The organism is Streptomyces palmae, assembly GCF_004684805.1.
In the GTDB taxonomy this organism is placed as follows: Bacteria; Actinomycetota; Actinomycetes; order Streptomycetales; family Streptomycetaceae; genus Streptomyces; species Streptomyces palmae.
In genome coordinates, this window is the sequence record NZ_SRID01000181.1 from 1 (window position 1) to 13,410 (window position 13,410).

At 73.6% G+C, this 13,410-nt stretch carries 10 protein-coding genes; 8 read left to right on the forward strand and 2 right to left on the reverse strand.

Annotation, left to right across the window (positions count from 1 at the left end; genetic code table 11):
* Positions 1-828, forward strand: an 828-nt coding sequence (locus E4099_RS18990; protein ID WP_135340291.1) for an HAD-IC family P-type ATPase, incomplete at its 5' end; no start/stop codon positions are given.
* Positions 828-1,304, forward strand: coding sequence for a copper chaperone PCu(A)C (locus E4099_RS18995; RefSeq protein ID WP_342451930.1), 477 nt, complete (start codon positions 828-830; stop codon positions 1,302-1,304). The genes E4099_RS18990 and E4099_RS18995, both read left to right, overlap by 1 nt.
* Before the next feature lie 70 nt (positions 1,305-1,374).
* Here E4099_RS18995 and E4099_RS19000 read toward each other — a convergent pair whose 3' ends face one another.
* On the reverse strand, positions 1,375-2,085 hold the full coding sequence (locus tag E4099_RS19000; RefSeq protein ID WP_386390849.1) for a sigma-70 family RNA polymerase sigma factor: 711 nt from the start codon (positions 2,083-2,085) through the stop codon (positions 1,375-1,377).
* Between the two features lie 79 nt (positions 2,086-2,164).
* On the opposite strand from E4099_RS19000, the gene E4099_RS19005 reads away from it, so the two are divergent.
* Positions 2,165-2,341: a zf-HC2 domain-containing protein gene (locus tag E4099_RS19005; protein ID WP_135340293.1), complete on the forward strand. Its 177-nt coding sequence runs from the start codon at positions 2,165-2,167 to the stop codon at positions 2,339-2,341.
* Positions 2,342-2,467: 126 nt separating this feature from the next.
* On the opposite strand, the gene E4099_RS19010 is transcribed toward E4099_RS19005, so the two are convergent.
* Complete coding sequence (locus tag E4099_RS19010; protein ID WP_245244986.1) at positions 2,468-3,175, reverse strand: hypothetical protein; 708 nt, start codon at positions 3,173-3,175, stop codon at positions 2,468-2,470.
* A gap of 427 nt (positions 3,176-3,602) precedes the next feature.
* Between E4099_RS19010 and E4099_RS19015 the strand changes: the two genes are divergently transcribed.
* The 5 genes from E4099_RS19015 to E4099_RS19035 all read left to right on the forward strand — a co-directional run.
* Positions 3,603-4,913, forward strand: a complete 1,311-nt coding sequence (locus tag E4099_RS19015; protein WP_135340294.1) for a GAF domain-containing protein — start codon at positions 3,603-3,605, stop codon at positions 4,911-4,913.
* A gap of 87 nt (positions 4,914-5,000) precedes the next feature.
* Positions 5,001-6,524, forward strand: coding sequence for an acetaldehyde dehydrogenase ExaC (exaC, locus tag E4099_RS19020; protein WP_135340295.1), 1,524 nt, complete (start codon positions 5,001-5,003; stop codon positions 6,522-6,524).
* Between the two features lie 475 nt (positions 6,525-6,999).
* Complete coding sequence (locus E4099_RS19025) at positions 7,000-9,876, forward strand: AfsR/SARP family transcriptional regulator (protein ID WP_135340296.1); 2,877 nt, start codon at positions 7,000-7,002, stop codon at positions 9,874-9,876.
* Positions 9,877-10,027: 151 nt separating this feature from the next.
* Positions 10,028-11,407 (forward strand): M14 family metallopeptidase, encoded by a 1,380-nt coding sequence (locus tag E4099_RS19030; protein ID WP_135340297.1) that lies wholly within the window; start codon positions 10,028-10,030, stop codon positions 11,405-11,407.
* A 307-nt stretch (positions 11,408-11,714) separates the two neighbouring features.
* Positions 11,715-13,410, forward strand: a 1,696-nt coding sequence (locus E4099_RS19035) for an amino acid adenylation domain-containing protein (protein ID WP_135340298.1), incomplete at its 3' end; no start/stop codon positions are given.

Here is a 13,410-nt window from a genome sequence, read left to right on the forward strand (position 1 = left end):
ACCCCCACCAGCTCGGCCGCCCCGAACAGCACCGGCGGGCCCGCGGACCCGGACGGGCCCCCCGAGAAGTCCTCCGGTGCCGCGCACTCCCCCGGCACAGTGCCCGAGGCGCTGCCCGAGCCCTTGGCGGACGCCGTGCGGGAGGCCGAGGCGGCGGGGCAGACGGCCGTGGTGCTGCGGGTCGACGGGCAGGCCCAGGCGGTGTTCGCGCTGGGCGACACCCTCCGCTCGGGCGGCTACCGGGCCATCGACCACCTCAAGCGGCTCGGGGTGCGGCCGGTGCTGGCCACCGGGGACAGCCCCGAGGCCGCCCGGGCGGTGGCCGAGCGGCTGGGCATCGCCGAGGTGCACGCCCGGATCAGCCCGGAGGGCAAGGACGAGCTGGTCCGCGAGCTGCGCGAGCGGGGGCACCGGGTGGCGGTGATCGGGGACGGGGTCAACGACGCCGCGGCGCTGGCCCGGGCGGACCTGGGGATCGCGATGGGAGGCGGTACCGACGCGGCCATCGGGGCCGCCGACGTGACCCTGGTCCGCGAGGACATGTCCGCGGTGGCCGACGCGGTGCGGCTGGCCCGCCGCACCCTGGGCACCGTCCGGGCCAATCTGGTCTGGGCCTTCGGCTACAACGCGGTCACCGTGCCGCTGGCCGCCGTGGGCTGGCTCAATCCGATGGTGGCCGCCGCGGCGATGTCCGCCAGCTCGGTGATCGTGGTGCTCAACAGCCTCCGGTTGCGCGGCTGGCGGCCCTCCCCCGCCCGCCGTCCCGCGGGGCCCACCGGTGGCCGCCGCCGTTCCGCCGTACCCGCCCACGCCCTCTGGGAGCGATGATGCCCGACCTGTCCGCGACCCGCGCCGCGCTGGTGCCCGTGCTCGCCTGCGCGCTCACCCTGGGCGGGCTCTGGGCCTGGACCGCCGCCGGTGCGGCGGGCAGCCCGGCCGACCCCCAGGTGACCGGCGCCCGGCTGCTGCTGCCGAGCAACCCCGAGGCCACGGCCGCGTTCTTCGACATCCGCAACCGGGGCGGGGCCGACGACGTGCTGCTGCGGGTCACTTCGCCGACCACCGGCACGGCCATGCTCAGCCGCACGGTGGAGCGCGACGGGGCGGGCACCATGCGCATGATGCCCTCGCTGCCCCTGCCCGCCGGCGGCACGGTGCGGATGTCGCCCACCGGGGTGGACGTGATGGTGAACCAGCCGCCGGCCACGCTCCGGGAGGGCGACCTGGTGCCGTTCGTGCTGCACTTCCGGGACAGCGGCCGGCTGCGGGTGAACGCGGTGGTGGTACGCGCCGGCGACCTGTGAGGGCCCGGAAGCGCCGGGGCCCCGGGGGTGTGTGACACACCTCCGGGGCCCCTTTCTCGTCGCTCTCCCGTCAGCCGGCCAGCGCCGGTACCCGGCCGCCCTGGTCGGTTGCGCCTCCCGGGCAACGGCCCGCCGGGGGTCCGCCGGCCGCCGGGGCCACCGGGACCGCGGCGGCGCGGACGGCCACGGCGCGGGAGCGCTCGCCGTCCGGGTCGGCCGCGACCCGTTCCGCGGTGGTCAGCTGCTCGATCAGCGCCTCCCGGGCCCGGGCGACCCGGGATCGGATGGTGCCCACCGGGCAGCCCGCGACCACGGCGGCCTCGGCGTACGCCAGCCCCAGCAGCTGTGTCAGTACGAACGCCTCACGCCGCTCGTAGGGCAGGGCGTCGAGCAGCTGGGACAGCGCCACCCCGTCGTCGAAGCCGAGGTCGGGCAGCCCCCGGGACTGGCTCCGCTCGGCCACCGCCTGCCAGTCCTCGGTGTCCGAGAGGCGGGGCCGGGCGGCGTGCCGGCGCAGCCGGTCCACCACCACGCGGCGGGCGATGGAGAGCAGCCAGGTGCGCGCCGAGGAACGTGCCTCGAAGCGCGGCAGTCCGCCCAGTGCCCGCAGGTACGTCTCCTGGACGAGGTCGTCGGCGGCCTGGGGGTCGGCGCTCAGCCGGGAGACATAGCGCCACACATCGGTGCGGGTGGCGCGAATGAAGCGGTCCACCGCCTCGCGGTCGCCGCCGGCGGCGGCCATGGCCCAGGCGGTCACCGCCGCGTCGTCGCGATCAGGCACCGGTGCCTCCGAGGGGATCGGCACCGGAATCCATACTTCCAGTTGAAGCGTGGACCGTTGAATCAGCGACGATAGAGCCGTGGACTGTTCTGATTCTCGTACCGCCGTCTCCGCCCGGATCGACGGTGAGGCGCCGCCGCCGGAGATCCCCGACGGGGTCCTCGACGCGCATCTGCGGGAGTGCGCTGCCTGCCGGGAGTGGGCGCGGCGCGCGGAGCGGCTGCGGGAACTGACCACCCGGCTGAGCGAGTGGTGAACCGCTGACCGGCCACAGGGGTGGCACGGCGCGGTCGCGGGCAGGGGTCATCGCCTGCGGTCCTTCCTGGGAACCGGCGGGCCGCGCGGCGGCGCGCCGGTGACATGGTCCTTGGCCTGGACGCCGTCAGCCGACGGCGATCCGGGGCGGCGGACCACGGGTGGCGATGACATGGGCCAGCAGCAGCCGGCGCAGCCGCTGCCCGGTGCGGTGCCGGTCGGCTCGCACCCGGGCCGGGCCGGCCGGGAGCGGCACCCTGGCCAGGAGCAGCAGCGCCGGGGCGAAGAGCCGTACCGCCAGGGTGCGGCCCAGCCGGTAGGCGGCCCGTTCGCCGCCGGACAGCCACAGGCCGCACAGCAGCGCCACCAGAAGGTGCGCGGCCCACATGCCGACCGCGCTGTGTCCATGGGCCATCCCGGGCATGGCCGTCGCCGCGCCGGGATCCGGCATCCCCGCCTGCGCCATGTGCTGGTGCACGTGCCCGACCTGGCCGGGTACGTGGTCCGGCACCGGTGAGCCGCAGGAGGTGGCCAGCCAGACCCGCGCCGAGGGCGCGCCGGCCCCGGCGGCCACGCTCTGGGCGAAGGCGAACCCGGTGTGCAGGACCGCCTGCGCGCCGACCGCGGCCCCGGTGACCCGCAGCGGGCCGCGTTCGCGACCGGACAGGCACCATGCGGCGGCGCCGGTGCCGGCGAGGCCCGCGGCCACCATCCACCAGGGCACGGCGGATCCGGACATCAGCGCATGGCCCAGTGCCGCGGGCAGCACGCAGACCGCTGCGAACACCGCGGCCCGCAGCGCCCGCAACAGGTGCCCCATATGCCGCGCTTCCATGACGCCCCTCATCGTTGCACCCGCCGCGCGTGCGGCGACGGCGGGGGGCCGGTGTCGCGGATGATCCGTACCAGCCCGCTCACCTGGGCCGGTCCCGCGTGGGCCGGTCCCCGGGCCGATCCGGTGACGGTGCGTCAGCCCCAGGCCGTACCTCGGGGCGGGCGGGCAGCGAGATCACGCCGTGCTCGTCCCGGCTGTTGCGGGACCTCGGCGCGAGGGGGGAGGCTGAACGACGACGGGGCGGCCTGGCACGTCGCGCCCCGCGACGGCGGTGGGCGGCGAGCCGTCCCGGCGCGGGTCCGGCGCGACCGGCCGGTGCGCCGCGGACGATGCCCGCCTCGGTGGCGTACCGCGCCCTCCCGGGCGGCGACCCTCCGCGTATGGCCGCCGATGTCCGTCCCGTCCGTGCTACGAAGCGAGGCCCCGGTTGGTCAACCCCTGGCCGGCGATGACGCCGGGCACCGATCCGGCGGGGCACAGCCGGGCCGTGCGCCGTGCCCATGAGGCGTTCCTGGCCACCGGAGAGGTGGCGCCCCAGGTCCGCCCGCTGGTCGCCCAGTCCTGGCGGCGCTCGGCCGGCGCTCGGGTGGCGCCGGGGGCGCTGCCCCCCGTCGAGCTGGCCGACTCCGACCTGCGGGCCTACCGCGAGCAGCATCCACTGGCCCGGGCCATGCCGCTGTTCCGGGAGCTGCTGGGCAGCATCGCCTTCGACGGCGCGCATCTGCTCGCGGTCTGCGACCAGCGGGGCCGGCTGCTGTGGGTGGAGGGGCACCCGGGCGTCCGGCGCCGGGCCGAGCGGATGAACTTCACGGCCGGGGCGCGCTGGGACGAGCGGCACGCCGGCACCAACGCCCCGGGCACCGCGCTGGCCCTCGGCCAACCGGTGCAGATCCTCGCCACCGAGCACTTCACCCACCGGGCGCAGCCCTGGAGCTGCGCCGCGGCCCCGCTGTACAACCCGCACACCGGGCGTCTGCTGGGCGCCCTGGACCTGACCGGCGGCGACCATCTGGCCGGCCCGCACAGCCTGGCCCTGGTGCGGGCGACCGCCCGCGCGGCCCAGGCCGAGCTGGCCGCCGCGGCCCCGCCGCCCGGCGGACCCCGGGTGGCCCTGTCCGCGCTGGGCCGGGACGAGGCCCTGCTGGTGGTGGACGGCGACCGGCTGCGCCTGGGCCCTCGGCACAGCGAGATCGCGGTCCTGCTCGCCGCCCACCCGGACGGACTGACCGGCGAGGCGCTCGCCGTCGAGCTGTACGGCGAGCGCGCCGACGACCGCTCCCCGGTCACCCTGCGCGCCGAACTCTCCCGGCTGCGGAGGTTGGTGGGCCCGTTGCTCGCCTCCCGCCCGTACCGGCTGGCCGCCCCGGTCGCGCTGGACAGCAAGGAGGTGGCGGAGGAGCTGGCGGCCGGCGACCTGGCCGCCGCGGTCGGTGCCTACCGGGGGCCGCTGCTGCCGCGCTCCGAGGCGCCGGGCGTGGTCCGGTTGCGGCGGCTGCTGGAGGACCGGCTGCGGCGCGCGGTGCTGGGCCGGGCGGACGCCGAGCTGCTGCGGCGCTGGGCCGACACCTCGTGGGGCGAGCACGATCTGGAGGTGCGCGAGGCGCTGCTGACCGCCTTGCCGGCCGGGGCGCCGGGGCGGGAGGCGCTGCTGCGGCAGGTGGCGGGGCTGCGTGCCGACTACGCGGTGCGCCGGCCCGCCGGGGGCGGTGCAACGTCCGTGCAACGTGCCGGTCGCTAGCCTCGGGCCGCCGCCGCCCGCGACGGTGCGGGCGGCGGCGGCCGAGGCCGGTTCGCCACGGCATTCGACGAGTACGGGAGGCCGTTCATGACGCGCTACGCAGACCCGGGCACCGAGGGTTCGATCGTCGGCTACCGGTCGCGTTACGACCACTGGATCGGTGGCGGCTATGTGCCGCCCCAGCGGGGCGGGTACTTCGAGAACCCGACGCCGGTGACCGGGCAGCCGTTCACCGAGGTGGCCCGGGGCACCGCCGAGGACGTCGAACGGGCCCTGGACGCGGCGCACGCGGCGGCGCCCGGCTGGGCCCGTACCTCGCCGGCCGAGCGGGCCACGGTCCTGAACCGGATCGCCGACCGGATGGAGCAGCACCTGGAGGAGCTGGCGGTCGCCGAGTCCTGGGAGAACGGCAAGCCGGTACGGGAGACGCTGGCCGCGGACATCCCGCTGGCCATCGACCACTTCCGCTACTTCGCGGGGGCGCTGCGGGCCCAGGAGGGCGGCCTCTCGGAGATCGACGAGGACACGGTGGCCTACCACTTCCACGAGCCGCTGGGCGTGGTGGCGCAGATCATCCCGTGGAACTTCCCGATCCTGATGGCCACCTGGAAGCTGGCCCCCGCGCTGGCGGCAGGCAACGCGGTGGTCCTCAAGCCCGCCGAGCAGACCCCGGTCTCGGTCCATGTGTGGATGAGCCTGGTGGCGGACCTGCTGCCGCCGGGCGTGGTGAACATCGTCAACGGCTTCGGCGAGGAGGCCGGCAAGCCGCTGGCGTCCAGCCCCCGGGTGGCGAAGATCGCCTTCACCGGGGAGACCGCCACCGGCCGCCTGATCATGCGGTACGCGAGCGAGAACCTGAAGCCGGTCACCCTGGAGCTGGGCGGCAAGAGCCCCAACATCTTCTTCGACGACGTCTCGGCCGCCGACGACGACTTCCGGGACAAGGCGCTGGAGGGCTTCACCATGTTCGCCCTCAACCAGGGCGAGGTGTGCACCTGCCCGTCCCGGGCGCTGGTCCAGTCCGGGCACTACCGGGACTTCATGGACGCGGCGGTGGCCCGTACCGAGAAGATCGTGCAGGGGCACCCGCTGGACACCTCCACCATGGTCGGCGCCCAGGCGTCCCAGGAGCAGCTGAAGAAGATCCTCTCGTACCTGGAGATCGGCCGTGAGGAGGGCGCCCGGCTGCTCACCGGCGGGGTCCGCGCCGAACTCGGCGGCGAACTGGGCGGCGGCTACTACGTGCAGCCCACCGTCTTCGAGGGCCGCAACAGCATGCGGATCTTCCAGGAGGAGATCTTCGGCCCGGTGGTGGCGGTGGCCCCGTTCGCCGACTTCGCCGAGGCGATCGAGATCGCCAACGACACGCTGTACGGACTCGGCGCGGGCGTGTGGACCCGCAACGGCACCACGGCCTACCGCGCGGGCCGCGCCATCCAGGCGGGCCGCGTGTGGACCAACTGCTACCACGCCTACCCCGCGCACGCGGCCTTCGGCGGCTACAAGCAGTCCGGGATCGGCCGCGAGAACCACCGGATGATGCTGGAGCACTACCAGCAGACCAAGAACCTCCTGGTGTCGTACTCGCCGAAGAAGCTCGGCTTCTTCTAGAAGCCTGAGAGAAGGCGCCTGAACCGGGCCTTGCCCGGGTCAGGCGCCTTCCGCTCACACCGGAGCGCGTACCCGCGGCCGATGTGACGGCGCGCGGCGCCAGGGGCGGCAGGGTCGGCGGCCGCGGGCGTCCGCGCGGGGCGGCCCAGGGGCGGCATGGCGATCGGTCCCCGGCCAGGCCCCGCGGGCGAAGCCCTCACGTACCCCGCGCTCGGCCCCGCGACGGGCAGAATCGGCCATCGCACAACTCCCGCGTACAGCGAAAAGTTCAGGCCACCGACATAACGAACAGATCACTCACCATGACCGTCCCGCTACATTCAGTGACGCGACGCTATGTAGGATCGGCCGAAGCAGCGTCGATTCGAGGGGGGACGAGTTGGGTGCGGGGCTGTCGTACGAGCATTCCGGTGCCTGTGGGAGCGCGGTCGAGCCGGAAGATCCCTTGGTTGCGGGCGGTGGCGGATGCGGGGAGGTGGCCGGGCGCGTGCTCGGCGCGGTGGAGCTCGCCGGGCCGAACGGGGTCCTCAGGTCCCGGGCGGGCAAGCACCGAGTACTGCTCGGCGGGTTGTTGCTCCGGGCGAACCACGCCGTCTCCACCGCGGAGCTGATCCAGTGGCTCTGGGACGACGCCCCGCCGATGAGCGCCAAGGAAACCCTCTACGTCTATCTCATGCGCTTACGCAAGGAGATGGAGCGCGAGGTGGGCGGCTCGGTGCGGATCAGCACCGTCTCCGGCGCGTACCGCCTGGAGATCGACCCGCGCGCGGTGGACGTGCTCGAGTTCCGCCACCTCGTCCAGGAGTCGCGGCGAGCGGAGCAGAGCGGCGAGGTCGGCGCCGCCATCGACATGCTCCGCCGGGCCGAGCGGCTGTGGCGCGGTCCCGCCCTCTTCGACGTACCCTCCGAGCGGCTCCAGCGCGACGAGGCCGACCGGCTCGCCGAGGAGCGCAGCCGGGCCCTTGAACGGTGGGTGGATCTGGAGCTGGCCAGAGGCCGGCACAGCGATCTGCTCGGTGAGCTGCGCACGCTGACCGGCCGCTACCCGCTGCACGAGAGGTTTTGGGGGCAGCTGATGCTGGCGCTGTCCCGGGACGGCCGGCAGGCGGAGGCGCTGGAGTGCTACCAGCAGGCGCGCACCCTGCTGATCGAAGAGTTCGGACTGGAGCCGGGGGACGAGCTACGCGCGTTGCAGCAGCGGATCCTCGACGGCGAGGTGACCGCCGTTTCCGCCCGCCCTCCGGTGGCGCCCGACGAGCCGGAGTCCCGCGAACCGCGCGGCGGCGCAGGTGAGAGCGGGGCTACCCGGTACACCGGAGGCGGCGACGGCTGGTCCGTGCAGTGCCAGTTACCGCCCGGCATCGCCGACTTCGTCGGCCGTACCCAGGAGGCCGAGACCATCGCCGGGGCGCTGACCGCTTCCGGCGCCGGCCCGACCGCTCCGGTCGTGGTCCTCTCCGGACCGCCCGGGGTCGGCAAGAGCGCCCTCGCGATACGCGTCGGGCACTGGTTGCGCGGCGACTTCCCCGACGGCCAGTGGTACGTGCACCTCGCCGGCACCGCCGGGGGCGAGCCGCCCGGGGACACCATCAGCGACCTGCTCCGGCTCTCCGGGCTGAGCCCCCAGGCGATCCCCAGCGGGAGCGCCGCCCGGGCCGCCGCACTGCGCGCCAGGCTGACCGACCGCCGGGTGCTGCTGGTCGTGGACGACGCCGTGGACCTCGGCCAGGTGCAGCCGCTGCTGCCCAGCACGCCGGGCTGCGCGGTGCTGGTGACCAGCAGGCAGCGGCTGACCGGGCTGCCGGGCGGGCACCAGATCAGTCTGGACGTGCTGAGCGCCCGGGACGCGGAGCAGCTGCTCGCGGGCCTCGTCGGGGAGCGGGCCGCGGCCGAGCGCGGGGCCGCCCAGGAGATCGTCACCATGTGCGGGCGGCTGCCGCTCGCCGTGCGGATCGCGGGTTCCCGGTTGGCCGCCAGGCCCGACGCCAGGCTTGCCGCGTTCGCCCGCAGGCTGCGCGACCGGCAACGCCGCCTCGACGAACTCCGGGTGGACTCGCTGGGGATGCGGGCGAGCATGGAGCTCAGCTACCTCGGGCTCGGCGTCGGCACCCAGACGGCCTTCCGCCGCCTCGGACTGCTCGAAGGGGCCGACTTCCCGTCCTGGGTGCTGGCCGCGCTGATCGGCTGCGGCGAGAGCGGGGACGAGGAGCAGTTGATCGAGCGGCTGGTGGGGACGAGTCTGATCACCCCGGTCGGCCGTGACCTCACCGGCGAGCCCCGCTACCGCATGCACGACCTGCTGTCCGTGTACGCCGCGGATCTTGCCGCGGGAGAGAGCTCGGAGACGGGCCGGGCCGCACTCCGCCGCCTGCTGGACGCCTTCCTCCAGATCGGAGTGGCCGCCAGGAGCCGCCGCCAGCGCGTGGTGTGGGACCGGCAGCCGGACGAGGCGCGGCCGATCCCCGACGTGCTGTCGGCCGAGCAGGTGCGGCGGCTCGTGGAGGAACCGCTGGCCTGGGACAACTCCTGCCGGCGACTGGCGGTGTTCGTGGTCGAGCGGGCCTGCGAGCTGGGTTGGTACGCGGACGCGGCCCAGCTGGCCGGTCTGATCAGCGTCACCACCCGTTCGGCGGCCCAGCGCATCCACGATGCGATCCGCAAGGCCGCCGTCGCGGCGGGCGACCAACTCGTCGCCTGGCGGACGGAGTTCACCCAGGCCCGGCGCCTGGTGCAGCAGCGCTCCCATGACGCCTTCCGGCGGCTGACCGGCTGCCTGGAGGCGTTCGAGCGGCTCGGCGCACGTCAGGAGATGTGCTACGCCCTGGTGTGGCTGTCGATGTGCCGGATGACCGCGGACGAGGACCAGCAGGCCAGAGCCTACGCCGAGCGTGCGCTGAAGCTGACGCGGGAGATGGACGCGGACGACCCGCAGGTGCTGGCCGTACGGGACTTCATCAGCGCGCTGGCCACCGACTACCGGCTCCCCGAGGTGATTCCGGCCTACCAGCAGGCATGGCGGGCCGCCGCGTGGTTCGGTGACCTGCCGTACCAGTGGACCGTTCTGCACCGGTTCAGCATCGCGGCCTGCCGAGTGGGCGACCTCGAGCACGCCCGGTGGGCGGCGGAGCAGGGGCTCGTCCTCTCCGAACGGGTCGGCGAACCGCAGGCCACCGCCTGGATGCTGCTCCAGCTCTCCCGGGTGCACAACGAGCGGGGGGCGGCGGACGCGGCCACGGAATCCGCCGCACGGGCTCGCCGGATCTTCGCCGCGGACGGCGATCTGCACGGTGAGGCCGCCGCCGCCGAACTACTCGGCGAGCTGGCGTACGAACGTGAGGCCGAGTTGCACTGATCGCACCGAGATTGATCGCCACTGAGGCTGAATTGTTCTGAAACGATCAACAAATACCAATAGTTGATTTCGTTTTAGCAGTTCCTGGTGGGGGGATAAACGGTGCGGCGACACTTCTCCCCCCACCTGTTCGCCCCCTCAGGAGCACCCCGTGCAAGCTTGTCCGCTGGCTCATCTGGTTGCCCGGGTCCGCGCTTTCGACCGGTTCCCGAAAGTGGACGCCGCGCTGGCCGCGATCCGCGCCGAGGCGCTGGGCGTCCCGGGCGGCCGGGTGCGCCGCCTGGGCGACACCCGGGCCGGCGAGCGGCTGGAACTGATCTCCCTCGGCTCGGGTCCCTGCGGCGTACTGGTGGTGGCCGGCCCCCATCCCAACGAGCCCGTCGGCCTGCTGACCAGCATGGAGCTGGCACGGCTGATCGCCGAGGCGATCCGCGCCCAGGATCCGGCCGTCGCCCCGTTCACCTGGCACATCCTGCCGTGCTGGGATCTCGACGGCGCCCGGTTGAACGAGAGCTGGTACACCGCCCCGCCGAGCGTCGAGTCATACCACCGGCACTTCTACCGGCCCGCCATGGCGGGGCAGCCCGAGTGGACCTTCCCGCTGGACGTCCCGGGGGCCAGGTTCGACCGCCCGCTGCCCGAGACCACCGCGCTGATGGGCGCCATCGACGAACTCGCCCCCCAGGTGCTGTGTTCGCTGCACAACAGCGACGTCGGCGGCGCCTTCTACATCCTCGACCAGGACCGTCCGGCGCTCGCGGAGGAACTGACGCGGCTCCCGGCCCTGCACGGGCTCCCGGTCGACGTGGTGTCGGTCGACACCCTGGGGTGGGCCTCGCCCGCCCCAGGCGTGCATGTCCTGCCGCCCGCGGACGCTCTGCACCGCCCCGCCGACGCGAGCGGGGGCATCGCCCACCCCGACCATGGCGCGTGCAGCCTGCACTACGCCCAGCGCCACGCCACCCGCGGCATTCTGGCCGAGGTGCCGCAGTGGCGGGTGGAGCGGCCGCCGGTGCCACCGCCCGGACGCTGGGCGCCCGCTATCGGCGAGCAGGCCGAACACATCACCCGAACCCTGGCCCCGCTCCAAGCCGCCCTCGAAGCGGCCGGCCGTACCGTTCCGGACAGCCTGTTCCTCCCGGCCGTACAGGACACCCTGCAACTCGCCGGAGCCGCGGCGAACGCGTGGCGGAACGGCATCGAGCGCCCCGAGGATCCGCAACTGGCCGAGGCCTTGTGGAACGCCGTGTACGACGGCAGTCATCTGCTTCCACTTCGGGCACTCGGAATGTGGCAGCGCATGTTCCCCGACTCCCCTACCAGCATCAACGGCAATCCGCTCGTACGGCGCGCCACCGAACATTCCCGGCGCTCACTGGGCCCACTGTGCGAGTCCTTCGAGACCGAGACGAGCGCCACACCGTTCCCGTTGCGTGAGCTGGTGGCCGCGCAACTTTCCGCCATCTTCACGACGGCATCGCACGACGCCCCCGAACACCGCGGTGGCCCCTGCGCTGACCAGGCTCTTTAGCGAGACGCTGGGGCGCGCGCTAGGTAGCGCACGCGGCCCGCTAGGTAACTCCCCGTAGCCTGGCGCCGCTGAGTCACCGACTGAGGAGTCCACGGGGATGTCTTTCGGCACGGATTTCATCGGTACGTCCGAAGATTCGGTCAACGCGGGGTACACCGAATGCGTGGAAATCCTGGGGGGATTCCATGCCGCGCATCTTGAAGAGTCGATCCGGAAATCCGTTGCGCAATCCGCAGATGCCGGCGAGCCACCTTTCCGTTCCGAGCTGGTCCACATCGCCCCGGGCCGTGTTCTGTGGCGTCTGCGCATGGCCGGCGTCGCTCATCGCGCCGAGGAGGCCACCGAATTCGGCGCCTGGCTCATAGCCCAGCGGGCGGCGGACCTCTACCGCGCCGCGTCCCCTGCGCCGGTCGAGGCCGATCGGCGCTTCGACGACGGGGGCCCGGCCGAGGCGGCGGCGTCCTTCGTCATCCACCGGCAGCCGGGCCGCACCACGGACCTCGCCGAGGGCCACGAGTCCGCGGCCAGGCACGCCGCCGCCCCGTCGTACACGGTGCCGCCGGCGATCGTCGCGGCCTATCTGCACCGGCTCACCGGGGCCACCACGGTCGAGCTCGGGATCCGGGCGGCACAGGGCCGCACCGGCGCACTGACGGTGAGCATGCGCGTCAACGCCCATGACACGCTTGGCGACCTGATCGCCCGGGTCGCCCAGGCCTGCCAGGACGCGGCGGACCCTTCGACTGCCGACCGGGCCGGCGAACCCACCATCACTGTCCGGCGTCCGGCCGACGCCCCCGCCGACCGGTCGACCACCGCACAGATCCGCTTCCTCCACTTCGCTCGGACGGCTGTCGCGGCGGAGCCGGACACCGCGATCACAGATCTGGAGCTGGCGGTTCCCCAGGCTTTCTCGGTGCCCAAGCTGTTCGAACGGCGCGTGGCGGAGTCACCCGATGCCGCTGCCCTCATCGCCGGTGAGCTGCGTTTGTCGTATGCGGAGTTGGACGCTCGGGCGAATCGGCTGGCGCGGGTGCTGATGGCCGCGGGTGTGGGACCCGAGTCCCGGGTCGGCATGCTGATGCAGCGCTCCGCCGACGTCGTCACCGCGGTCCTGGCCGTACTCAAGGCCGGCGGCGCCTACGTCCCACTCCACTCCGACTACCCCATGGAACGCATGCGCTGGGTCCTGAACCAGACCGGCGCCCAGATCCTGCTCACCGACACCACCGAACACCAACGCGCCACCGAAACCGGTGTCACCACACTCATCGTGGACCACGCCCTCACCACCACCACCGAGCCCAGCGACCCCGTCCACACCCGCGTCCACCCCGGCTGGCTGGCCTACCTCATGTTCACCTCCGGCTCAACCGGCACACCCAAGGGCGTCGCGGTCACCCACCACGACGTCACCGCACTGGCCACCGACCGAGCCTGGACCAACGGCGCCCACGAACGCGTCCTGATGCACTCCCCCCACGCCTTCGACGCCTCCACCTACGAAATGTGGGCCCCACTCCTGGGCGGCGGAACCGTCATCATCGCCCCACCCGGACCACTGGACCCCCACACCCTGGCCGACCTCCTGACCCGCGAAAAAGTCACCAGCGCCTTCCTGACCACCGCCCTGTTCAACATCATCACCGAAGACGACCCCACCACCCTGTCCTCCCTCCGCGAAGTATGGACAGGCGGCGAATTCGGCTCCCCCACCGCCATCCAACACGCCATCGACGCCGCACCCAGCACCGCCATCGTCCACGTCTACGGCCCCACCGAAACCACCACCTTCGCCACCTACCACCGCATGCAAGCCCCCCACCAGGTAGCCGCCACCAACGTCCCCATCGGCCGCCCCCTGGACACCATGCGCGTCTACGTCCTCGACGACACCCTCAACCTCACGCCCCCCGGCACCGCCGGCGAACTCTACATAGCCGGCACCGGCGTCGCCCGCGGCTACTGGAACCGCCCCGCCCTCACAGCCGAACGATTCGTCG